Origin of the sequence: Roseobacter sp. MED193 (assembly GCF_000152965.1) — a bacterium.
Lineage (GTDB): Bacteria > Pseudomonadota > Alphaproteobacteria > Rhodobacterales > Rhodobacteraceae > Pseudophaeobacter.
This window is the reverse complement of sequence record NZ_CH902583.1, coordinates 1,081,447-1,104,757: the sequence shown is the minus strand read 5'-3', so window position 1 is coordinate 1,104,757 and position 23,311 is coordinate 1,081,447. Positions and strand designations below refer to the sequence as shown.

The window sequence follows — 23,311 nt, the reverse complement described above, 5'->3', positions numbered from 1 at the left end:
CATGCCACGTCTCTGGCTTTTGACCTGTCTGGGATTGATAATAGCCCTTTCAGTTGTCTCGATCTTTGTTGGGGTGATTGCGCTGTCACCTCTCGACTTGTTTCAGGACCCGGAGGCGTTGCAGCTGCTTGCGGTGAGCCGGTTGCCACGCACGGCGGCAGCGGTTTTGACCGGATGCTCCATGGCTGTGAGTGGCCAGATCATGCAGATCCTGGTGCGCAACAAATTTGTCGAACCCATCAGTGCAGGCACCGGCCAGGCCGCGGCGCTGGGGATACTACTGTCTGTCTTGCTGTTCCCTGCGGCAGGGCTGGCAATCAAGATGAGCCTCGCTGCTGCCACGGCGCTGCTAGGCACCATGGGGTTTTTGGCCTTGGTGCAGCGCCTTCCCCCGACCGAGCCCCTGTTGGTCCCACTGGTTGGGTTGGTCTATGGCGGTATTCTGGGGGCCGTGATGGTGTTTATCGCCTATCAGGCGGATCTGCTTCAATATGTTGATGTCTGGATGCTGGGCGAGTTCTCCGGTGTCATGCGAGGACGTTATGAACTGCTTTGGATTGCCGGGATCGCTGCTCTTGTCAGCTATCTGATTGCCGATCAGTTTGCCATTTTGGGACTGGGTCGCGATATGAGCCTGAGCCTTGGGCTTAATCATCGACAGGTCATGGCGCTGGGACTGCTCTGTGTCTCGGTGGTTTCGGCGCTGACCGTGGTCACGGTGGGCATGTTGCCCTTTATTGGGCTGGTGGTTCCCAATCTGATCAGCCGCCGGCTGGGCGACAACCTGCGCGTGACCCTACCGGTGACGGCATTGCTGGGCGGAGTCTTTGTCTTGGCATGTGACATTCTGGCCCGCGTGATACGCCATCCGTATGAGGTGCCGGTTGGAACGGTTTTTGGAGTTCTGGGAACCCTTGCCTTTTTGTGGCTGATCTATGCGAGGCCACGTCATGCTTAGGCGGCGCTTTTTCTGGCTGCTCCTGGTTCTGGTGGTTGTCTCGGTGTTGTTTTTGACCCTGGGGGCCAAGGGAAGTTGGGGCTTTACCCTGTGGTTTCGTGGTCAAAAACTCGCCAGCCTGCTGTTGATAGGCGGAGCGATCTCTACCGCGACGATCCTGTTTCAGACCATCACCCATAACCGTATCCTGACTCCTTCGATCATGGGGTTTGACGCGCTGTTTCTTCTGATCTTGACGGTGATGGTTTTTGGACTGGGGGCGGGGGGCTATACGCAACTACCCAAAGTCTGGCTGTTCTTCTTGAACCTCGGGGTGTTGACGCTCGCCTCTGTGGGGCTGTTTGCACTGCTGCTGAAAGATCAGAGCAGTGATTTGATGCGCATGGTTTTGACGGGCATAATTTTGGGGGTGATGTTTCGCTCTCTGTCATCGCTGATCCAGCGACTGATTGATCCCAGTGAATTTGCCGTCTTGCAGTCGGCGTCTTTTGCACGGTTCAACCGGGTTGATGCGGATCTGTTATTGCTAAGCACGGGCTTGGTCCTGGTAACCTGGATCTGCCTGTGGACCATGCGCCATCGGTTAGACATCCTCGCGCTGGGAGAGGTGCTGCCCGTTAGCCTTGGGGCCGATCCCAAACGCGGGCAGCTTGTGATTTTGATGTTTATTTCGGTTTTGGTGTCGGTCTCTACCGCCTTGGTGGGACCGGTGGCCTTTTTGGGCCTTTTGGTCAGCAGTCTGACCTACCGTTTGATCCCAAGTTGGCACCATGGCCATATCCTGCCTGCCGCGGTCTTGATTGGCGGCATAACTCTGGTGGGCGGGCAGCTGGTGCTTGAGCGCATCCTGCACTTGGAAACGCCGCTTGCTGTGGTGGTGGAATGTCTTGGTGGTCTGGTCTTTTTGTTCTTGATACTGCGAAAGGGCAGCACATGATCCGTATTCGCAACCTTAGCCATCAGATTGCTGGCCATGACATTCTGCGGAATGTGGATCTCGACCTTTCCAAGGGCGGGCTAACGGCGCTTGTGGGGCCAAACGGCGCTGGCAAATCGACGCTCTTATCTCTGGTGGCCCGACTCGCAGCGACGCAATCAGGGGCGATAGAGATAAACGGTCTGGACCTGAAAAAGATCAGCCATGGCGATCTGGCGCAGCTTTTGGCGATCCTGCCGCAGGTTCTGACCAGCACTCATCGCATCAGCGTTCAGGATCTGGTGGGGTTTGGCCGCTACCCCTATAGCCACGGCCGACTGACCTCAAAGGATCGGCAGGTGATCGAACAGGTGCTGGCGAGTTTTGAGCTCGAGGGCATTCGCCATCGGTTTCTTGACACCCTGTCGGGGGGGCAAAGACAGCGCGCCTATACGGCCATGGCCTGGGCACAGGACACAGAATATCTGCTGCTGGATGAGCCTCTTAACAACCTGGATATCGCCGCCTCGCGCAGCCTGATGGCGCGGCTCAAACGGCTGGCAGAGCAAGAGCGCCGCACAATTGTCATTGTCTTGCATGATATCAACTATGCGGCGGGCTATGCGGACCACATTGTTGCCATGAAGGCCGGAGAGATTGTCGAGGCAGGGGCGCCGGAGGCGATTGTCACGGAGGCGTTTCTTAGCCGTGTCTTTGACACTGAGGCCCAGGTGACCCATGTCGCGGGTCGGCCTCTCGTTGTTGTATGATCTCTTTCAGGGACTGTGACCAGGGCGCTGTAGTGTGGCATTTTTTCATTTTCTTCCCAAAGAAAGAACAGCTTCACCTTGAAGATCCAGAGCCGCTACCTTAGCAGCCTATCGTAGCCAACCCCGCACGGATGTAGCCATTGACCCCACCCTTTAGGAGGCGAAAATGGCCGCTAAAAAACTATCCGTATTATTGTTGATGAGCATGGCACTTGTGCCAGGGTTGGCATCTGCCGAAGAAATCCTTCTTGATCCCATCAATGTCAGTGGTGAAACCGAAGCGCAGCACGGCACGCTCTCTGTGTCTGGTGAGGCCCTGGAGGACCTTGCGCCAAAAGAAATGAGCAGGCTCTTTGCGGGTGAATCCTCGGTCATGAGTTCGGTAATTCCCACCGGAAACAAGACCTATGTCAATGGTCTGGACAGTTCGATGATGAACGTCACTGTTGACGGCACCTTGCAGTCTGACGGTGTTTTCCACCATGCTACAACGGGTATGTTCAATCCGGCACTGTTCAAGGCCGCCACTGTTAAGCCAGGGGTTGTCGCGGCCGACGATGGGCCACGGGCCAATGCCGGCTCCATTTCCTATGAAACCAAAGACGCCGCAGACCTGCTTGAGGTAGGGGACAACTTTGGCGGACTGGCTGGCATGTCCTTTGACAGCAACAGCAAGACCTTTCGTAGCAACCTTGCTCTGTTTGGTCGTCAGGGAGGCTTTGAATATTTGGTCTATGGTGATCGGGCGACAGGGGATAACTACAAAGATGGCTCTGGGACTACCTACCGTGGTTCTGCTGCGGACCTGACCTCTTTCCTGGGAAAAATTGCCTATCAATGGGACAATGGCTACCGCCTGGAGTTTTCGGGTTCCGAAAGCCGCGATGATGGCTGGCGCCAGGCACGGCCAAATTTTGGTGATCTGACGGGCGCCGTCTTCCCGCTGTTTGATACTGAAGTAAAGCAGAGCAACTACGCCCTGTCCCTGAAGAATGAAAATGCTGCGGGGGGCTTTTCCCCTGAATTTCACCTTGGCTTTTCGTCCAGCTTCCTCAATCAGGGGAACCCGAGCGACCCGAGCTACACCAGAGCGCTCTGGGGCGGTGAAGTGGAGACCTGGAACGGCAAGGTCCAGAATGAATTCCTCTTTGGCAAACACAGCCTGACAGCGGGTATCGATTTCTTTAACCAAGAAGGAACCGGCGGTGCGATTGCGGGGACCTATACTGATCCGCTCACACTGAGCGGCTCCTTTGGCCCCTATACCGAGAAAACCCGCAATCTTGGGATCTTTGCCCAAATGCGATCAGAGTTCAGTGATGTCTTTTCAATGTCTTATGGACTGCGGGCGGATTATCAGAGTTTCACGGGCTGGGATGGCACCAAGATCTCTGATGAAGGTATTTCCTACAATGTCGCGGGTAGCTACGCTGTCAGCAATGCGGTGACGCTGGAGGCCGCCTATTCTCAGGTTTGGGGCGGCTATGAACTGGGGGAGACTGGGATCATCAACTACAGTTTCCCTTGGGTGAATTACCAAGGCATGCGGGCGCAAGAGACTGAGAATATGCGGATCGGGGTGACGGTCAATACAGGCAACTGGGACGCCCATTTTGCGCTGTTCCGCACGGATGCAGAAAATGTGCGCGCCCGTAACAGCGCCGATCAGGCGCAGGCCAGCAATATTGTCAGCGAGGGGATTGATGCATCGCTAGGCTATAGCTTTGCAACGGGGTATCTGCGCGGAACCTATACCTATGCGGATGTCACCGAAGATGGTCAAACATCGAGCACCACCAACTATTATTCTGCGCAACCGGTTGGTCATATCCTGGCGCTGCAGGGGGCCTTTGATGTGGCGACAGACTGGAAAGTTGGGGGCACCGCCGAAGCTGCCCTGTCGCTTGATCTCGCGGCGAGCAGGCTTCCAGCCTATGAGGTGGTCAATCTCTTTGCAGAGTATAAACCTTCAAAGGTTGAGGGGCTTACGGTGCGTGCAGAGATCAACAACCTGTTTGACAGCTACTATGTCTCGCGGGCGACTCAGGGCAGCGACAACAGCAGAGTCCTCCCGTTCAGCGAGCCGGGGCGCAGCTTTGCGCTTTATGCGACACTGGCCTTCTGATCCAGAGCTCCTAAGTGAGAACGCAGCGGCCCCAACATGTGTTGGGGCCGTCTTTTTAATTCTAAAACAATCGTTGGGGGCTGGCTCTGGTGAAGGCGCAGAGTTTCAAAGGCCCGGGGTCAGTCCTTCTCTGGCCTTTCTCTTGCCCTTCTCACGATATTTATCTGAGCCTTCCTGTGAGCTGTGAGCTGTGAGCTGTGAGCTGTGAGCTGTGATGCGCCTGACAGGCGGATTGGAGGCTGAGGTTTACGCAAAGGCGTAGTCGCCGCCTTTTTCCAGGGCCCACTTATAGGCTGGGCGGGACTGAATACTGGCCACAAAATCTGCCAGTTTTGGCAGGCTCTTTGCCTGGCCCTGCCGCATTGCGATTTCAGCCGGGAAGCTCAGCATGATGTCTGCTGCAGACAGATCATCCAGCACAAAATGGCCAGAGGGCCGCAGTATCTGCTCCATATAGGCAAAATGGCTCTGCAGTTGCTGGGTGATGCGCGGCGCCAGCGGCGCGCCTGCCTCGCCCAGTTTGCCAACATAGAGCTGCAACAGGATGGGCGTCATGGCAGAGCCTTCGGCAAAATGCATCAGTTCCAGATGGCTGATATAGGCATCGGTGTCGCGGGCTGGCAGCAGATGCGGCCCATGGTTGGCGCAGAGATATTCAACAATTGCCCCACTTTCTGTGATCACGCGCCCGTCCACCTCGATCATCGGGGATTTTCCCAATGGGTGTTTGGCGATCAGGGAGGGAGGCGCCAAATTTGTCACCGCATCGCGTTGATGGTGAACTATTTCATAGGGCAGGCCCAGCTCCTCCATCAGCCAGAGGATGCGCTGTGAGCGAGAATTGTTGAGGTGATGTACGGTATACATTGAGGCCTCCTGACCCGGTCTTTCCCTGTCTTCGCACAGAGGGTGTCGCCCTTTGCTGCGAAGCGCCAGAGTCACGTTGGGTCACGGAGAAGGTGGTATCTTCAGCCCGTCGAGGGCAGGCCGCCAATCTGGCGGATTTCGGCCCAGACCTCTGCCACTCCGACGCGGGCTTTGAGGTTGGTGAAATAGGTTGGCAGGCCCTTGCGCATACGCGCGGCATCCTGCGCCATCACGTCCAGGCTTGCTCCTACATGGGGAGCGAGGTCGGTTTTATTGATCACCAAAATATCCGAACGTGTCACGGCTGGGCCGCCCTTGCGGGGGATTTCTTCGCCCGCCGCCACATCGATCACATAGATGGTCAGGTCAGCCAGCTCAGGACTGAAGGTGGCTGATAGGTTGTCCCCGCCGCTCTCGATCAGAACGATTTCGACCTCAGGGTGCCGGTCAACCATTTCCGCAACCGCTGCCAGATTGATTGAGGCATCTTCGCGGATCGCCGTATGGGGGCAGCCGCCGGTTTCAACCCCTATGATCCGTTCTGAGGGCAAGACCTGCATGCGCACGAGGGCCTCGGCGTCTTCCTGGGTGTAGATGTCATTGGTGATGACACCGATGGAATGTTTGTCCCGCAGGGTTTCTGCCAGGGCAGCAGTCAGTGTCGTCTTGCCGGCACCGACCGGGCCGCCGATGCCAATACGAAGGGGGCCATTGGGGCTACTCATGTGCGAAAAATCCTTGAGCGTTGTGTTTCGTGTTTCATTGCGGCGATATCTGCCAGAAAGGCGGTGGCGGAAAGCCGGGTGAGATCGCCAGAAGCTGTCTCGGCGGCGATCTTGGGCAGACGGGCGCTGAGGCGCTGCAGGATCTGTTGCCCTTCAGTCTGGCCCACCGGCAGCAAGCGCTGGCCTGCTGCGATCAGGTTGGAGACAAAGGCCTGAAGATACATCACCTGTGTCAGATCCAGTGGCAGGTTTTGCGCGGCTGCAGCCGCTCCCAATGCCACTGGGTAGGTCAGGCCGGTGAGCCTGCCCCCCCAGATCGTTTCGGTAACCAGGCCAAAGCTTTGACCTTGCTGGCTCGTTTCAAACAGCCGTTCCTTGCTGGCTGCAAAGGCGCGGGCGTTGGCGTCGACCTCTTCCAGCTCTTGCGCAGTCTGTGCGTGCCAGGCCGCTGCCAGAAAGAGTGCATCCGAACGTCCTGCGCCAAGCTCCAAGACCTCGCCGAGCCAGTCCTCCAGACTGGGGCCGTGGGTGACCCAGCCTTGATCTGCTGCGGCTTCCAGCCCGTGGCTATAGGCAAAGGCGCCAACCGGATAGCTGGGGGTCAGCCATTGGCTTAACGTCAGGATCTGGTTGTTTGTGGCTGTGCTAATGGCTGTGGCCATGGGTGCGTCCGTGGCCATAGGCCCCGCCTTCCGGTGTAAAGGGGGCCTCTACCTCCCGCAGAGTTGCACCAAGTTTTTGCAACATATCACGCAGGACATGGTCCGCCTGGATCAACAGGCGGTCCTGTTCCACCTGGCAGGGGGTGTGGCGATTTCCGATATGCCAGGCGAGCCGGGGCAGATCGCCTGTCACCTCCAAGAGGGTCTCGCTGGCGGGGATCACATCAATCAGTCGGCCATCTGACAGCTTGAAGGCATCGCCTTGCCCCACAGAGGAGGTCTGCGCCAGATCCACCAGGAACTGCGTTCCTCCACTGGTGGTCAGCACTTTGCGCCGCAGGAAACGCGCATCATAGGTGAGAGTGACCTCATCGTCGCCATGGTGGCTGTGGATCACTTCGCGGGCAGTTGGTAGCTCCATCTTCGGCTCCTCAGAACATAAAATAACGTTGTGCCATGGGCAGGACCTCGGCGGGCTGGCAGGTCAGCAGCTCACCATCGGCGCGCACCTCATAGGTTTCAGGGTTCACTTCCATCACCGGGGTGGCGTCATTCAGGAGCAGATCCTTTTTGCCGATGTTGCGGGTGTTTTTCACCGCCAGCGTCTGTTTCGCCAGACCCAGTTTATCGCCGATCCCAGCCTGCTGCGCCGCTTCGGAGACAAAGGTCACAGCGGAGTTTTCAACCGAACGGCCAAAGGCTCCAAACATCGGGCGCGAGTAGACTGGCTGAGGCGTCGGGATCGAAGCATTGGGGTCTCCCATCTGAGCCATCACGATAGAGCCGCCCAGCAGGACCATTTCCGGTTTGACACCAAAGAAGGCCGGATCCCAAAGTACCAGATCGGCGCGCTTGCCCTCGGCCAGACTGCCGATTTCATGGCTCAAGCCATGGGCGATGGCGGGGTTGATGGTGTACTTTGCAATGTAACGGCGCACCCGGTAGTTGTCGTTGTCGCCGGTTTCCTCCGCCAGGCGACCACGTTGTTTCTTCATCTTATCGGCGGTTTGCCAGGTGCGGATTAGGACCTCGCCGACGCGCCCCATGGCCTGGCTATCAGAGGCGATGATGCTGAAGGCGCCCATGTCATGCAGGATATCTTCGGCGGCAATTGTCTCGCGGCGGATGCGGCTTTCGGCAAAGGCGACATCCTCTGGGATGGATTTGTCCAGGTGATGGCAGACCATCAACATGTCCAGATGCTCTTCTAGGGTGTTCACGGTAAAGGGGCGGGTGGGATTGGTCGATGAGGGGAGGACATGGTCTTCGCCGCAGATCTTGATGATATCCGGTGCGTGGCCGCCACCTGCGCCTTCGGTGTGAAACGCATGGATCGTACGGCCCTTGATGGTACCGACCGTGTGTTCGACAAAACCACTCTCGTTCAAGGTATCCGTGTGGATCATCACCTGAACATCCATGGCGTCTGCCACCGAGAGGCAGCAGTCAATCGCCGCGGGCGTGGAGCCCCAGTCCTCGTGCAGTTTCAGCGCGCAGGCGCCCGCCAGAACCTGTTCCTCCAGGGCGGCGGGCAGCGAGGCGTTGCCCTTGCCGGCAAAGGCAAGGTTCATGGGAAAGGCGTCTGCCGATTGCAACATGCGGCCAAGGTGCCAGGCACCGGGGGTGCAGGTGGTGGCCAATGTCCCATGGGCCGGCCCGGTGCCTCCGCCCAGCATGGTGGTGAGGCCAGAATGCAGCGCATCTTCGATTTGTTGCGGGCAGATGAAATGGATATGGCTGTCAAAGCCCCCCGCCGTCAGGATGCGGCCCTCGCCTGCTATCACCTCGGTGCCGGGGCCAACGATCACATCAACGCCGGGCTGAGTATCTGGATTGCCTGCTTTGCCGATCTTGGCAATGCGCCCATCGCGCAGGCCCACGTCGGCCTTGTAAATGCCAGAGTGGTCGACAATCAGCGCATTGGTGATCACCGTATCCACCGCACCTGCGGCCCGTGTCGCCTGTGATTGACCCATGCCATCGCGGATCACTTTGCCGCCGCCAAACTTGACCTCTTCTCCATAGAGTGGCGCATTGGCCGATCCAGCCGCGCGCTCGGCGGTCAGGTCGCGCTCGACCTCGATGATCAGATCAGTATCGGCCAGGCGCAGCCTGTCACCGGTGGTAGGGCCAAACATGGCGGCGTAATCGGCGCGTGAAATCTGGGTGGGCATGATCGCGAAACCTCTGCGTAGCATATTCGTATCAGGTCATCGGCACGGCGGCGTGACCCAGCGACATCAAGGGAGCCTCAGAGCGCCCCCATGACCTTTTGATTGAAACCATAGACATGGCGGTTGCCTGAAATCGGCACCAAATTCACTTCGCGGCGTTGCCCGGGCTCAAACCGCACGGCAGTACCGGCGGCAATGTCCAGGCGGTAGCCATGGGCTGCCGCGCGGGTGAACTCCAGCGCTGGGTTGGCTTCGGCAAAATGGTAGTGGGAGCCGACCTGGACCGGGCGATCCCCGGTATTGGCCACCATCAGAGTGATCTGCGCGGCCCCGGCATTCAGGGTCAGTGCGCCAGCAGCGGGCAGCAGCTCTCCGGGGATCATGTGCGCTTCTTCCAGGCCAGGTAACCGCCCACGACCACCAGGGCGACAAGGGCTGCCAGCCCGACCATCTCTTCAGGGTGGGTATGAATATCTGTAGACCCATGGGCCAGGGCAGGAGAGGCGGCAAGGCTTGCAACGAGGCCGAGAGACAGGTTCTTCATCGGTGAATTCCTTTACAGAGGAGAAGCGTTTAGCGGATCGGGTTGTGGACGGTCACCAGTTTGGTGCCGTCCGGAAAGGTGGCTTCGACCTGGACGTCATGGATCATCTCTGCGATGCCTTCCATGCATTGGTCGCGGCTGACGACTTCGGCCCCGGCTTCCATCATATCCGCGACCGAGCGCCCATCGCGGGCACCTTCGACCACGGCGTCAGTGATCAGGGCAATGGCCTCGGGGTGGTTCAGCTTGACGCCCCGCGCCAGACGGCGGCGGGCGACCTCGGCGGCCATGGCAATCAGCAATTTGTCTTTTTCTCGGGGCGTGAGGTTCATGTCAGATCATCCAGCATCGGGGAAGGGTGTCGCGGGTTAAGCGGTTGAGAATAGGCAGCAGGCTGCGGCGCAGATCATGGGCGTCTGTGGCCAAAATGCGCAGCACCAACAGGTCCTCGCCGATCAATGAGGCCCCGGCCTGATCGGGCAGCATGGCGCGCAGTTGTGCCAGCTGTCCCGGCGCATCCGGGGCGATATAGATCAATGAGACAAGCGCGCGGGCCCCTGCCGCCACATGGGGGCGGTCGAGCTGGGCCTGCATATCACCGTCAAAGCGCATGGCGTCGCGGTACAGGACCTGCCCATCGCGGCGCAGCAAGATCTGATCCTGAAACAGCCCCTGTGTGACCACTTCGCCCATGGCTTTGCGGCCAAAGACAAGCGGTTCGACCACCAAGGCGCTGGCCTCTGGCGCCAGATCGACTTCCAGCCTGCGCCGCAGGGCACAGCTTTGAAACAATATGGTTTCTTGCGGCAGCCAGTTCACATGCCCTGCCGCTGCTACGGTCAGCTTTGTCTGCAATTTGCCCACCTCGCCCGGTTGGGCCCGGTAGGCGCGCTCTGCCGTCTGACTGGTGAGCGTGAGGTTCGCCCCCTTGCCAACCTGTGCTGCGATTTGCATGTCATCGCCACCAGTAATGCCACCGGCCGTATTGATCAAAACCGCCTCCAACGCGCCCGACTTGGGCCGCGGAAACAGGCATCTATAAGAGCCGGACTGACGCAGTCCCTGCAGTGCTGTGCCTCGGGGGGTCTGTTTGACCGAGAGCTTAACTGTCCCCACCGCGCGGGGCTGCACAGGAGCCTTCGCGGCGGGCCGCAAGGGCAAGACAGAAAGTGCCTTTTGCTGCGATATGTTGGCGGTCAGGGTAATGGCCGGATCCTTATCCAAGAGCGACCAACGTCCGAGGTAGGCCGCAATTTCGTTGCCACTTTTTTCGGCAAACCAGCCTGAGAGCTCCACAAAAACTCGCTAAATTCAGGTTTTGAAAACATCTTTGCCTATTTTTTGGCGTGCAACGGGCGGGACTGCGTAACTTTTGGGCAAGTTGCAGCATCAGCGACGAAAACGCGGCAAGGTTTGTTGCGCGGTTTGCTGCAATGCAGAACCACTATAGGGGCCTGATGGGAGAGGATGATTTCCAAAGGGTGTGTGACGACCAGACGAATTGCAGCTCTGAATGGCCGCCACACGGGTGCAACAAAGGTTGCGGGGACTGGGTACGGAAAGATGCGCGTTGACGCAAGCACCCCCGACCCCCTCCGCCGGGAGATAAACATGATCAATCTTAAATCCACACTGGCCGCCACGGCTGCCGTTGCCGCGTTGAGCACTGCGGCCTCTGCCGAAGACTGTTCCATCAAGGTCGGCGTTTTGCATTCCCTGTCCGGGACCATGGCGATTTCTGAGACCACGCTGAAAGACACCATGCTGATGCTGATCGACCAGCAAAACGCTGCCGGTGGCGTCATGGGCTGTGAGCTGGAAGCGGTTGTTGTCGACCCGGCCTCTGACTGGCCTCTGTTTGCGGAAAAAGCCCGCGAATTGCTGACCGTGCACGATGTCGACGTGATCTTTGGCAACTGGACCAGCGTAAGCCGCAAATCTGTGCTGCCTGTGATCGAAGAGTTGAACGGTCTGCTGTTCTACCCCGTGCAATATGAGGGCGAAGAAAGCTCTAAAAACGTATTCTATACCGGTGCCGCGCCCAACCAGCAGGCAATCCCGGCGACGGATTATTTCCTCGAAGAACTGGGCGTTGAGAAGTTTGCGTTGCTGGGCACCGACTATGTCTACCCCCGCACCACCAACAATATTCTGGAAAGCTACCTGCAGTCCAAGGGCATCGCGGGTGAAGATATCTTTGTGAACTACACGCCCTTTGGTCATTCTGACTGGTCTAAGATCGTGGCCGATGTCGTGGCCCTGGCCGCGGACGGCAAAAAGGTCGGCGTGATTTCCACAATCAATGGCGATGCCAACATCGGGTTCTACAAAGAACTGGCCGCTGCGGGCATCTCTGCCGATGATATCCCTGTTGTGGCCTTCTCGGTAGGTGAAGAAGAACTGTCCGGTCTGGATACATCCAACCTGGTGGGTCACCTGGCGGCTTGGAACTACTTTCAGTCGGCCGAGAGCGACGCCAACACCGCCTTTATTGACGCCTGGAAAACAACCATGGGCGATGAGCGCGTGACCAATGATCCCATGGAGGCCCACTACATTGGCTTCAACATGTGGGTGAACGCAGTTGAAGCGGCCAAAACTGCGGATGTGGATGCGGTGCGGACTGCCATGTATGGTCAGGAATTCCCTAACCTGACAGGCGGGACTGCCGTGATGCTGCCAAACCACCATCTGGCCAAGCCAGTGCTGATTGGCGAAATCCAGGAAGACGGCCAGTTTGACATTATCAGCCAGACGACCGAAGTTCCCGGCGACGCCTGGACCGACTTCCTGCCAGCCAGCGCTGTCCTTATGTCCGATTGGAAAGACATCGGTTGCGGTATGTATAACACCGAAACCAAATCCTGCGTTCAGCTGAACTCAAACTACTGATCGTAACAGTCCCGCAGGGCCCCTCGGCTCTGCGGGACATTGAAGGCACCATATCCCATGCGAATTTCCCTATTGGCGGGCCTCATGGTCCTTCTTACAAGTCTTGCTGCCCTGGCGCAGCAGGCCTCTGCACAGACAGCTGTGGATGACCCAGCACCAATGCAGAGCCTGCTGCAAGAGCAGAGCGCTGTCATCCTGAAGAGTTCCCGCAAGACCATTGCCCCGGCGATTGCTGCGATCGCGGGTAGCGAGCTGCCCCAGGCGCAGGCGGTGCTGCAGGCCTGGCAGGCCAAGGCGCTGTGGATGCGCAAATCGGATGGCCTGTTCTTTCGCGGCGAGAAGCTGGAAAGCAAAAGTTACCGCCTGTTTGATTTTGACAGTGGCGCGGTGATTGGTGAATTCCCCAAATCCGATCTGAAACAGATCAAACCCAACAGCGGCATCCGCGCTATGATCGCCACGGCGCTGGTGCAGTTTCAACTGTCGGACCCGGATCCTGCGCGACGCCATGAGGCCCTGCTGGCGATCGAACGCGCCCCTGCTGCGGCGCTTTTGGCCCCTTTGCGAGCCTCGATTGAGACTGAACCTGACGCAGGAATTAAGGCGCGCAAAACACGCATTGCGCAGCTATTGACCATTGCCCATGACGCGGATGAGGCGCGCCGCGTCGAGACCATCAACGCCATGTCCGGCGATCTGGGATTGGATGTGCGTGCCACGCTTAATCCGCTGGTGGCGACCCAGTTGCAGGCCTTTGGCGGGGCTGTGCCAGAGGCGCTGAACATCGCTCGCGAGGTGATGCCCGGCGATGATGCGCTGTCCCGCGATGCCGCCTACGGCCTTCTGGTCGGGGCCAAACTCGCTCCGCCTCTGATCTCAAAGGATGAAATTCGCACCACGCTGGCCGGTCATATTGAGGGCGGTAAGGTCGGCGGTGTGCCGATCGCGCAATTGAACACTGATGAGGCTCGTGCGCGCGCCTATGCGGCCCTGGTTGCAGCGGAAAGGGCTCCGGCGCAAATCACCGAGGCCGAAGTCACCCAAAGCTTGAATGACCATATCTTTGCCGAGGTCTATCAAGAGCCATCGCAGGCGATTACTACCGCAGCTGAGGCGGCCCTCACATCCATTGACACCCAGGTGGCCATTGGCCAGACGGTGGATTTGACATTGGATGCGCTTTCGCTCGCCTCGATCTACTTTCTGGCTGCCATTGGTCTGGCCATCACCTTTGGCGTCATGGGGGTGATTAATATGGCCCATGGTGAGTTTATCATGATGGGCGCCTATACTGGCTATGTGGTGCAGCAGGTGATCCCGAACCACACTGTTTCAATCCTGGTGGCGGTGCCGCTGGCCTTTGCCGTGACCTTCGCCGCAGGCGTGGCAATGGAGCGGTTGGTCATTCGCTGGCTGTACAATCGGCCGCTGGAGACCCTGCTGGCCACCTTTGGTATCTCGATTGCGCTGCAACAACTGGCCAAGAATATCTTTGGCACCCAGGCCCGTCCCTTGACCGCGCCGGGCTGGCTGGATGGCGCCTGGATCATCAACGACGTGGTCTCGATCAGCTATATTCGCATCGCCATCTTTATGCTGGCACTGATTTTTCTGGGTGTCTTCCTGTTCATTATGCGCCGTACCCGGCTGGGGCTGGAGACCCGTGCCGTAACGCAGAACCGTGCTATGGCCGGATCCATGGGGATCAACCCGGAGCGGGTGAATATGCTCACCTTTGGGCTGGGGTCCGGCATCGCTGGCATCGCAGGGGTCGCCATCGGGCTGTTCGCTAAGGTCACATCGGAACTGGGTTCTGATTATATCGTGCAAAGCTTCATGACCGTGGTTGTTGGCGGCGTTGGCAATATCTGGGGCACCCTGGCGGGGGCGACCATGATTGGCTTCTTCCAAAAGGGCGTCGAGTGGCTGAACCCATCAAACACCCTCGCGGCGCAGACCTATATGATCCTTTTCATCATCGTCTTCATTCAATTTCGCCCAAGAGGGATCATCGCTCTCAAAGGCCGGGCGGCGGGAGACTAAGCGATGTCCGACACTTTTCTCAAACGGAACCCCTCGGTCCTGATTTTTCTGGCGGTTCTGGCGCTGTTTGTGCTGGGCGTGACCCTGCTGGCCGAGGGCGCTGGCGCCGGAGTAATCTCCACCAGCTTTGTCAAAACCCTGGGCAAGACGCTCTGTCTGGCCTTGATCGCCGTGGCGATGGATCTGGTCTGGGGCTACACGGGGATCCTTTCGTTGGGGCATTTCGCCTTCTTTGGCCTTGGCGGCTATATGATCGGCATGTGGCTGATGTATGCCCGCACCCAGGCCATTGTGGTCTCATCCCTGGCTGAAGCACCCATCCCCGCCACCGAGAGCGAGATCGTCGATGCCATTGGCAATCAGATCTTTGGCGTGGTGGGATCCAGAGAGTTCCCCCTGATCTGGATGTTTGCGGATAGTCTGGTGTTGCAGCTGGTGTTGGTGGTGGCGGTGCCGGGGATCTTGGCGCTGGTTTTTGGCTGGCTGGCCTTCCGTTCGCGTGTCACAGGTGTTTACCTGTCAATTCTAACCCAGGCGATGACCCTGGGGCTGGCGCTCTATCTGTTTCAAAACGACAGCGGCTTGCGCGGCAACAACGGGCTGTCAGGCCTGCAGAACCTGCCAGGGCTAGATCATGTGCCACAGGCCACCATGTCGATCTGGTTTTTCTGGGCCTCGGCGGCGGCTCTGGCGCTGGGCTATCTGTTTGCCGCCTGGATTGTCTCGGGCAAGTTTGGCTCGGTGTTGCGCGGCATTCGCGACAACGAGGCGCGCGTGCGCTTTCTTGGCTACTCGGTCGAGGGCTACAAGCTGTTCATTTTCACTGTCACAGCCATCATCGCAGGTATCGCCGGCGCGCTTTATTACCCGCAGGCGGGGATCATCAACCCGGCTGAGATCGCGCCGGTGGCTTCGATCTATCTGGCGGTCTGGGTCGCCATTGGTGGCCGCGGGCGGCTGTACGGCGCGGTTATAGGTGCCGTGTTTGTCAGCCTGGTGTCGTCCTGGTTTACCGGCGGGCAAGCCCCGGACCTGGACCTGGGCTTTTACACATTGAAATGGGTCGATTGGTGGCTGATTGTGCTGGGGCTCAGCTTTGTTCTGGTGACGCTGTTTGCGCCCCGCGGCATTGGCGGCCTTGTTGATCTGTGGAGCGAGCGGCGCCAGCCCGACCGCCATGGTGCCGATCTGGGACCGGGGGCAGGGGCCCTACGCGAGAAGGAGGCCAGCAAATGAGTATGCTGCTAGAAGTCTCCGGCGTTTCAGTCAGCTTTGACGGGTTCAAGGCGATCAATAACCTCAGCTTTGCCATTGGCCCGGCCGAGATGCGCGCCATTATTGGACCCAACGGGGCGGGAAAAACCACCTTCATGGATATCGTCACCGGCAAGACGAAGCCGGATGAGGGGCGGGTGACCTGGGGCGAGCGCAATGTCTCGCTTTTGGGAATGAGCGAAGCGCGCATTGCCCGCGAAGGCGTCGGGCGCAAGTTCCAGAAACCAACGGTGTTTGAAGATCAAACGGTGCTGGAAAACCTGTTGATGGCGCTGCGGTCCAATCGCAGCCCCTTTGCGGTGATGTTTTATCGCTCGAACCGGGCTGATCTGGATCGGGTCGAGGAACTGGCGGGTGAGATTGGCCTGCTGGACTCCCTGGGGCGCAAATCCGGCGAGCTGAGCCATGGGCAGAAGCAATGGCTGGAGATCGGCATGTTGCTGGCACAGGAACCACGGCTGCTCTTGGTGGATGAACCCGCGGCGGGGATGACCCCGGCTGAGCGTGAGCATACCACCGCTATTTTAGTCGAGGCGGCCAAAACCCGCGCGGTGGTGGTGGTGGAACATGACATGGAGTTTGTGCGGCGGTTGGATTGCCGTGTCACCGTGCTGCACGAGGGGGCCGTTCTGGCTGAGGGCTCTTTGGATCACGTGACCACCAACAGCCAGGTCATTGACGTTTATCTGGGGCGCTAACAGATGCTGACACTCGACGACTTCACCCTGCACTATGGTCATTCGCAAATATTGCACGGAGTCTCGCTGGAGGCGAAGGCGGGCGCGGTGACCTGTGTGATGGGCACCAATGGGGTGGGCAAAACCAGCCTGATCCGGGCGATCTGCGGCCAGCATCAGCGCTCAGGCGGGCGTATGGTTCTGGATGGCGAAGAGCTGCCACCTATGCCTGCACATCGGCTGGCGCAAAAGGGCGTCGCAGTGGTGCCACAGGGGCGCGAGATCTTTCCGCAGCTCACTGTGCGCGAAAACATGGAAACCGGTTTTTCCTGCCTGCCCAAATCGGAACACCAGATCCCGGATGAGGTGTTTGACCTGTTCCCGATCCTGAAGGATTTCATTGATCGGCGCGGGGGCGATCTGTCGGGGGGGCAACAGCAGCAGCTGGCGATTGCGCGGGCGCTGATCACCCGGCCAAAACTCTTGCTATTGGATGAGCCTACTGAGGGCATTCAGCCCAATGTGATCCAGCAGATCGGTGAAGTGATCCGTCTGTTGCGGGGACGGGGCGACATGGCGATTGTGCTGGTGGAGCAGTATTTCGATTTTGCCTATGATCTGGCGGATCATATCGTTGTTTTGCGTCGTGGAGAGGTGATCTTTGACGGCGATAGGGCCAGCACCAGCCGCGAAGAGGTGCTGCCAAAGGTTTCCGTTTAATCAAAGATTAGCTTATTCGAAAATCACCTCCCCGACAGGTGCGAGATTTCGAAGGGCCATTTAAATATACTAAAACAGCGCCTTGCGGGTCACTCTGCGGGGCGTTGTCGTGTCTGAGGTCTGCGCGATATGCGCTCTATTCCCGATTTGCATGGGTGATTTGAAATTGGCATTGGCCGCTGGTCGACGCCATGGCTTAGGTAGGTGCCACTGTTTCAGGAGGCCAACCAAGGCCACCGACATGGAGGGAAGAATGAACAAATTTATCCGCATTGCTGCGGCTGGTGTGATGTCGCTCGCCTTTGGCGCCGTGGCTCAGGCCGAAGTCACAGTCAAAGTCGCCTATGACGCCGACCCGGTGTCCCTGGACCCACATGAGCAGCTGTCTGGCGGCACGCTGCAATTCTCGCATATGTCCTTTGATCCGCTGGTGCGCTGGACCCAGGACCTGCAGTTTGAGCCCCGCCTGGCAAAAAGCTGGGAGCAGATCGACGAAAACACCACACGGTTTCATCTGCGCAGCGGCGTCAAGTTCCACTCTGGCAACGTGTTGACTGCCGCTGATGTTGACTGGACCTTTGATCGTCTGAAAGAAAGCCCCGATTTCAAGGGTATCTTCAGCCTGTTTACCGATGTCAAAGTGATCGATGATCACACCTTTGACCTGATCACCTCTGAGCCCTATCCGCTGGTGCTGCACACGGTGACCTATATCTTCCCGATGGACAGCAAGTTCTATTCCGGCACCACTGACGACGGCAAGGATCGCGCGGAGCTGGTGAAACATGGCGACAGCTTTGCCTCGCGCAATGTTTCCGGCACCGGCCCCTTTGTGGTGACCTCTCGGGAGCAGGGCGTGAAGATGGTCTTTGACCGTTTTGACGACTACTGGGACACTGAAACCGCAGGCAATGTGGATCAGATCATCCTGACCCCGATCAAGGAAAGCCCCACCCGTGTGGCTGCGCTTTTGTCTGGTGATGTTGATTTCATCGCACCAGTTCCCCCAACCGATCTGGCCCGTGTCGAAGACAATGATGACACCAATCTGATCACCATGGCAGGCACCCGGATCATCACTTTCCAGATGAACCAGAACCGTGTTGAGGCCTTCAAAGATGCGCGCGTGCGTCAGGCTATCGACTATGCCGTTAACAACGCCGGTATCGTGGATCGCATCATGCGCGGCTTTGGCACCGTCGGGGCACAGTCCAGCCCCGCTGGCTATCTGGGGCATAACCCAGATCTGACCCCGCGTTTCGACCTGGCAAAAGCCAAGGAACTGATGGCCGAAGCAGGCTATGCCGATGGGTTTGAGATCTCCATGATGGCGCCCAACAACCGCTATGTGAACGACGACAAGATCGCCCAGGCGGTTGCCTCCATGCTGGCAAAGATCAACATCAAGGTTGACCTGCAAACCATGCCAAAGGCCCAGTACTGGCCTGCTTTTGATGAGCGCGCAGCAGACATGATGATGATCGGTTGGCATTCGGATACCGAGGACTCGGCGAACTTCCATCAGTTCCTGAGCCATTGCTTTGATGAGGCAACGGGCAATGGTCAGTATAACTCGGGCAACTTCTGTAATGCAGAAGCCGATATGCTGATGGCCAAAGCCAATGCAGAGACGGATGCGGCTAAGCGCGCCGAGATGCTGCAGCAGATGGAAACCATCCTCTATAATGAAGCCGCTTTCATTCCGCTGCACTGGCAGAACCTCGCCTGGGGCGCACGCAAAGGCGTTCACGCCGACAAGATCGTGAACGCGCTGAACTTCCCTTACTTCGGTGACCTCGTCGTCGACTAAGGTCAGCACAATCAAAGACCGGAGCAGGTCAGCGCGATCTGCTCCGGCATCATCTCAGGCAATTTCCAGGACAATTTGCCAAGGGTATGCTTCCCGACTGCGCCGGGAGACAAGGTTTGATGCCCTTTGCCAATTGTTCTAGGCCATATTTGTTCCAGGCCCTACGACCCCAGGCCCCACTATCCCAGGAAGAAGGTGTAAAAGCATGTTTGCTTACCTTGTGAAACGCGTGTTCCAGGCCATCGCGGTGATGTTTGTCATCTCGCTGATCGGTTTTGCTATTCAGGACAACCTCGGAGATCCGCTCCGCGAGCTGGTCGGACAATCCGTGAGCGAAGAGGTCCGGCAGGAGCTGCGCGATGAGTTGGGGCTGAATGACAGTTTTCTCACCCAGTATCTGCGCTTTGCCGGTAACGCGTTGCAGGGGGATCTGGGCACCAGCTATTTCTTCAAAGAGCCGGCTCTGGATGTGATCCTGAAAAAACTACCCGCAACGCTGGAACTGGTCATGGGCGCCTCGATCATCATCATCGGCCTGTCGATCCCGCTGGGCGTCTATACAGCAATCTACCCCAATACGATCCTGAGCCGCCTGATCATGGGTATTTCGATCATTGGTATTTCGATCCCGGTGTTTTTGACGGCGATCCTGATGATCTTTGTCTTTGCGGTCGAATTGGGCTGGTTCCCCTCCTATGGACGTGGCGACGTCGTGCATGTCTTTGGATTTTGGGACACCAATTTTGCCAGTCTGGACGGCTGGCAGCATATCCTGCTGCCCTCTATCGCGCTGGCCTCGATCATGCTGCCACTCTTTGTCCGCCTGATCCGCGCTGAGATGATGGAAGTGTTGCAGAGCGAATATGTGAAATATGCCAAGGCCAAGGGCATCCGACCCTGGCGCATCTATTTTGTCCATGCATTGAAGAATACTCTGCTGCCGGTGATCACCGTGGGTGGCGTGCAGATTGGTACCATGGTGGCCTATACGATCCTGACCGAGACTGTGTTCCAGTGGCCCGGCATGGGCTTCATGTTTCTCGAGGCGGTGAACCGCGTCGATACCCCGCTGATCGTCGCCTATCTCATCGTGGTTGGCTTTATCTTTGTTGTCACCAATACAATCGTTGACCTGATCTACGGGCTGGTCAATCCCACCGTCAATCTTGCGAGGATGGGCGCATGAGCAGCCTGAATACCACCGCCGAACCATCGCGCTGGGCGCAGATCTGGAACTCCAACATCGCCTATAGCTTCCGGCGCAATCCGGTGGCCGTTGTGTCGCTACTGGTCTTTGGGGTGATCACGGTGATGTCCTTTCTGGCGCCGCTGATTGCCCCATTTGATCCCTATGATCCGGCACAGATGGACATCATGAACAGCGAATACCCCCCCGTTTGGGTCACTGGAGCTGATCCGCAATTCATGTTGGGCACCGATGATCAGGGCCGCGATCTGTGGTCTACAATCCTTTATGGCACTCGGCTGTCGCTGCTGATTGGCATCTGCGCCGTTGGCCTGCAGGCTTTCCTCGGGATTTCGATCGGGTTGATTGCTGGCTATGTCGGCGGGCGGGTCGACAGTCTACTGATGCGCCTGGCTGATATCCAGCTGTCGTTTTCCACCCTGATGGTGGCAATCATCTTCCTGGCGGTGACCCAGGCGATGTTTGGTTCTGAAACCTTCAACCAATATGCGATCTATTTCCTCATTGCGGTGATCGGCGTGGCGGAATGGCCGCAATATGCCCGCACCGTACGTGCCACCGTGCTGGCAGAAAAGAAAAAGGAATATGTCGACAGCGCCCGGGTGCTGGGCTTTGGCCCTATCCGCATCATGGTGCGCCATATCCTGCCCAATTCACTGTCGCCGATCTTTGTGATCTCCACCGTTCAGGTGGCCAATGCGATCATCTCTGAGGCCTCTTTGTCCTTTTTGGGACTGGGCATGCCGCCCAGTCAACCCTCGTTGGGATCGCTGATCTCTTCTGGCTTTGACTATATCTTTTCGGGAAGTTGGTGGATTACCGCCATTCCCGGCATCGTGCTGGTGGTTCTGGTGCTGGTGATCAATCTCTTGGGCGACTGGCTGCGTGATGCCTTGAACCCAAAACTGTATAAGGGATAAGCGCGATGTCCTTGCTTTCCGTACGCGATCTGAGCGTGAAATTCGCCATGCGCGACAACACCGTAACCGCCCTCAACCAGATCAGCTTTGATCTGTGCAAAGGCGAACGTCTGGGCATCGTCGGGGAATCCGGCGCTGGCAAATCCATCACCGGATTTGCCCTGATGAACCTGCTGAGCCGCCCGGGCTATATCGACAGTGGCAAGATCCAGTTTCTGGGAGATGACATCACCCAGATGCCTGAGGCCAAGATGCGCAACATCCGCGGCAACGAGATGGCGATGATCTTTCAGGATCCGATGGTGACGCTGAATCCGGTGCTGACCATTGGCCAACAGATGGTGGAAACTCTGATGGCCCACCGCAAACTCAGCAAGGCAGAGGCGGAGCAGATCGCCATCGTCAAACTGCGCGAGGTCTATATCCCGTCGCCAGAGGAGCGGCTGGACCAATACCCGCATGAGCTGTCGGGCGGTATGCGCCAGCGGATCATTATCGCCATTGCCCTGCTGCTGGACCCGCAGTTGATCATCGCGGATGAGCCAACAACGGCGCTGGATGTGACCATTCAGGCCGATATTATGGAGCTCCTGCTCGAGCTCTGTGAATCCAACAAGGTGGGCCTAATCCTGATCACCCATGATCTGGGCGTCGTGAGTCAGATGACTGAGCGCACGCTGGTAATGTATGCCGGGCGCATCATTGAATCTGGCCGCACCCGCGAGATCATCAACGACCCGCAGCATCCCTATACTCAGGGGTTGATCAACGCGCTGCCGCAGCAGACCAAACCGGGGCAGCGGCTGAAACAGATCCCGGGCAATATGCCCTCGCTAACCTCGATCCCTAAGGGATGCCCCTTTAGTCCGCGCTGCGAATACGTGCAGGACCATTGCCTCACCGAGGCGCCTAAACCGGTGCAATACACCCATGTCGAGGTTGCCTGCCACGAGGTGAACCGGCTGCACAGCGACAAAGCCGAGGAGATGAACTGATGACGATTTCTCGGCCTCTGTTGAAAATTCACAACCTGGAAAAACGCTTTGAGCTGGACCGTGGTTTCCTGGAAACCCTGAAGTTCAAGCGCGGCAAGCTGGTGCAGGAAAAGCGCGAAGTGCATGCCGTGAACAATATCTCGCTGGAGGTTGCCCCGGGAGAGGCGCTTTGTGTGGTGGGGGAAAGTGGCTGTGGCAAATCCACCGTGGCCCGGCTGATCGCGGGGTTGTTGACCCCCAGTGCCGGTGAAATCCACTACGATGGGGAACGGATCGACAACCGTTCGCGTCGTGCGCTGATGCCGCTGCGCAAGAAGATGCAGATGATCTTTCAGAACCCCTATGCCTCGCTGAACCCACGTATGACCATCCAGCAGGCGTTGGAAGAACCGGTGCGCTATCACAATCCTGGCCTGTCCAAAGGAGAAGTGCGCGACAAGGTGGCAGAAGTGATGCGGTCGGTTGGGGTCGATCCCAGCTGGGCCGGGCGCTACCCGCATGAGTTCTCTGGCGGTCAGCGGCAGCGGATTGCCATTGCGCGGGCTTTGACGGTGGATCCTGAATTCATTATCGCGGATGAGCCGATCTCGGCGTTGGATGTGTCGATTCAGGCGCAGGTGCTGAACCTGATGCTAGAGGCCAAGGACGAGCGCGGCCTTACCTATTTGTTCATCACCCATGACCTGAGCGTGGTGCAGCACTTTGGCACCAAGGTGGCGGTGCTCTATCTGGGCTCGGTCTGTGAGCTGTCGGATACGGCCACGTTGTTTGAGAACCCAAAGCATCCCTATACCCGTGCTTTGCTTTCGGCGGTTCCGCAGTTAAAAGATGACCATCCCAACCACATCAGATTGCGTGGCGAAATTCCGACACCGATCAACCTGCCACAGGGATGTCCGTTTGAAAGCCGCTGTGCCCATGCCAATAGCCGGTGCCAGAGTGAAAAACCCCGCCCGCAACTGCACCCCGACGGTGCGCTGGTGGCCTGTCACGCTGTCGAAGAAGGTCGGCTGGACGGGTAGGGCCCCGGA

At 58.0% G+C, this 23,311-nt stretch carries 23 protein-coding genes; 14 read left to right on the top strand and 9 right to left on the bottom strand.

Annotated features, from left to right (window positions below; translation table 11 throughout):
- The first annotated feature begins 1 nt into the window (after nt 1).
- From MED193_RS07705 to MED193_RS07690, 4 genes are all read left to right on the top strand, one after another.
- Nucleotides 2-958, top strand: a complete 957-nt coding sequence (locus MED193_RS07705; protein ID WP_009809126.1) for an ABC transporter permease — start codon at nt 2-4, stop codon at nt 956-958.
- Nucleotides 951-1,895, top strand: a complete 945-nt coding sequence (locus MED193_RS07700) for an iron chelate uptake ABC transporter family permease subunit (protein ID WP_009809125.1) — start codon at nt 951-953, stop codon at nt 1,893-1,895. Before MED193_RS07705 ends, MED193_RS07700 begins: the two co-directional genes overlap by 8 nt.
- Nucleotides 1,892-2,644: an ABC transporter ATP-binding protein gene (locus MED193_RS07695; RefSeq protein WP_009809124.1), complete on the top strand. Its 753-nt coding sequence runs from the start codon at nt 1,892-1,894 to the stop codon at nt 2,642-2,644. Before MED193_RS07700 ends, MED193_RS07695 begins: the two co-directional genes overlap by 4 nt.
- A gap of 166 nt (nt 2,645-2,810) precedes the next feature.
- Nucleotides 2,811-4,769, top strand: coding sequence for a TonB-dependent receptor (locus tag MED193_RS07690; RefSeq protein WP_254655439.1), 1,959 nt, complete (start codon nt 2,811-2,813; stop codon nt 4,767-4,769).
- 246 nt (nt 4,770-5,015) lie between these two features.
- Here the strand turns inward: MED193_RS07690 and MED193_RS07685 are convergent, their stop codons facing one another.
- The 9 genes from MED193_RS07685 to MED193_RS07650 form a co-directional block, all read right to left on the bottom strand.
- Nucleotides 5,016-5,636 carry a glutathione S-transferase family protein gene (locus tag MED193_RS07685; RefSeq protein ID WP_009809122.1) on the bottom strand — a complete coding sequence of 207 codons (621 nt, stop codon included), beginning with the start codon at nt 5,634-5,636 and terminating at the stop codon, nt 5,016-5,018.
- Nucleotides 5,637-5,737: 101 nt separating this feature from the next.
- Nucleotides 5,738-6,361 carry an urease accessory protein UreG gene (ureG, locus tag MED193_RS07680; RefSeq protein WP_009809121.1) on the bottom strand — a complete coding sequence of 208 codons (624 nt, stop codon included), beginning with the start codon at nt 6,359-6,361 and terminating at the stop codon, nt 5,738-5,740.
- Entirely contained in the window at nt 6,358-7,023 is a 666-nt protein-coding gene (locus tag MED193_RS07675) for an urease accessory protein UreF (RefSeq protein WP_009809120.1), read from the bottom strand. The genes ureG and MED193_RS07675 overlap by 4 nt, the downstream gene beginning before the upstream one ends.
- Nucleotides 7,007-7,444, bottom strand: a complete 438-nt coding sequence (locus MED193_RS07670; RefSeq protein WP_009809119.1) for an urease accessory protein UreE — start codon at nt 7,442-7,444, stop codon at nt 7,007-7,009. The genes MED193_RS07675 and MED193_RS07670 overlap by 17 nt, the downstream gene beginning before the upstream one ends.
- 10 nt (nt 7,445-7,454) lie before the next feature.
- The gene (gene ureC / locus MED193_RS07665; RefSeq protein ID WP_009809118.1) at nt 7,455-9,197 is read right to left on the bottom strand and encodes an urease subunit alpha; all 1,743 of its coding nucleotides are present in this window, start codon (nt 9,195-9,197) and stop codon (nt 7,455-7,457) included.
- A gap of 77 nt (nt 9,198-9,274) precedes the next feature.
- Nucleotides 9,275-9,580 (bottom strand): urease subunit beta, encoded by a 306-nt coding sequence (locus tag MED193_RS07660; protein ID WP_009809117.1) that lies wholly within the window; start codon nt 9,578-9,580, stop codon nt 9,275-9,277.
- Nucleotides 9,577-9,741 (bottom strand): hypothetical protein, encoded by a 165-nt coding sequence (locus MED193_RS22905; protein WP_009809116.1) that lies wholly within the window; start codon nt 9,739-9,741, stop codon nt 9,577-9,579. The genes MED193_RS07660 and MED193_RS22905 overlap by 4 nt, the downstream gene beginning before the upstream one ends.
- 29 nt (nt 9,742-9,770) lie before the next feature.
- Complete coding sequence (locus tag MED193_RS07655; RefSeq protein WP_009809115.1) at nt 9,771-10,073, bottom strand: urease subunit gamma; 303 nt, start codon at nt 10,071-10,073, stop codon at nt 9,771-9,773.
- Nucleotide 10,074: 1 nt separating this feature from the next.
- Nucleotides 10,075-10,734, bottom strand: coding sequence for an urease accessory protein UreD (locus MED193_RS07650; protein ID WP_254655438.1), 660 nt, complete (start codon nt 10,732-10,734; stop codon nt 10,075-10,077).
- A gap of 618 nt (nt 10,735-11,352) precedes the next feature.
- Here MED193_RS07650 and urtA point away from each other — a divergent pair.
- From urtA to MED193_RS07600, 10 genes are all read left to right on the top strand, one after another.
- Entirely contained in the window at nt 11,353-12,633 is a 1,281-nt protein-coding gene (urtA, locus tag MED193_RS07645) for an urea ABC transporter substrate-binding protein (RefSeq protein WP_039966004.1), read from the top strand.
- A gap of 84 nt (nt 12,634-12,717) precedes the next feature.
- The gene (gene urtB / locus MED193_RS07640) at nt 12,718-14,676 is read left to right on the top strand and encodes an urea ABC transporter permease subunit UrtB (protein WP_254655437.1); all 1,959 of its coding nucleotides are present in this window, start codon (nt 12,718-12,720) and stop codon (nt 14,674-14,676) included.
- 3 nt (nt 14,677-14,679) lie between these two features.
- Nucleotides 14,680-15,912 carry an urea ABC transporter permease subunit UrtC gene (gene urtC / locus MED193_RS07635; RefSeq protein WP_009809111.1) on the top strand — a complete coding sequence of 411 codons (1,233 nt, stop codon included), beginning with the start codon at nt 14,680-14,682 and terminating at the stop codon, nt 15,910-15,912.
- On the top strand, nt 15,909-16,649 hold the full coding sequence (gene urtD, locus MED193_RS07630) for an urea ABC transporter ATP-binding protein UrtD (RefSeq protein ID WP_009809110.1): 741 nt from the start codon (nt 15,909-15,911) through the stop codon (nt 16,647-16,649). The genes urtC and urtD overlap by 4 nt, the downstream gene beginning before the upstream one ends.
- Before the next feature lie 3 nt (nt 16,650-16,652).
- A complete protein-coding gene (gene urtE, locus MED193_RS07625) occupies nt 16,653-17,348 on the top strand; it encodes an urea ABC transporter ATP-binding subunit UrtE (RefSeq protein WP_009809109.1) in 696 nt (231 codons plus the stop codon).
- A gap of 253 nt (nt 17,349-17,601) precedes the next feature.
- On the top strand, nt 17,602-19,158 hold the full coding sequence (locus MED193_RS07620) for an ABC transporter substrate-binding protein (RefSeq protein WP_009809108.1): 1,557 nt from the start codon (nt 17,602-17,604) through the stop codon (nt 19,156-19,158).
- A 205-nt stretch (nt 19,159-19,363) separates the two neighbouring features.
- Nucleotides 19,364-20,344, top strand: coding sequence for an ABC transporter permease (locus tag MED193_RS07615; RefSeq protein ID WP_009809107.1), 981 nt, complete (start codon nt 19,364-19,366; stop codon nt 20,342-20,344).
- A complete protein-coding gene (locus tag MED193_RS07610) occupies nt 20,341-21,285 on the top strand; it encodes an ABC transporter permease (protein ID WP_009809106.1) in 945 nt (314 codons plus the stop codon). Before MED193_RS07615 ends, MED193_RS07610 begins: the two co-directional genes overlap by 4 nt.
- Nucleotides 21,286-21,290: 5 nt before the next feature.
- Nucleotides 21,291-22,280, top strand: a complete 990-nt coding sequence (locus MED193_RS07605) for an ABC transporter ATP-binding protein (protein WP_009809105.1) — start codon at nt 21,291-21,293, stop codon at nt 22,278-22,280.
- Entirely contained in the window at nt 22,280-23,302 is a 1,023-nt protein-coding gene (locus MED193_RS07600; RefSeq protein WP_009809104.1) for an ABC transporter ATP-binding protein, read from the top strand. Before MED193_RS07605 ends, MED193_RS07600 begins: the two co-directional genes overlap by 1 nt.
- Nucleotides 23,303-23,311 lie beyond the last annotated feature (9 nt).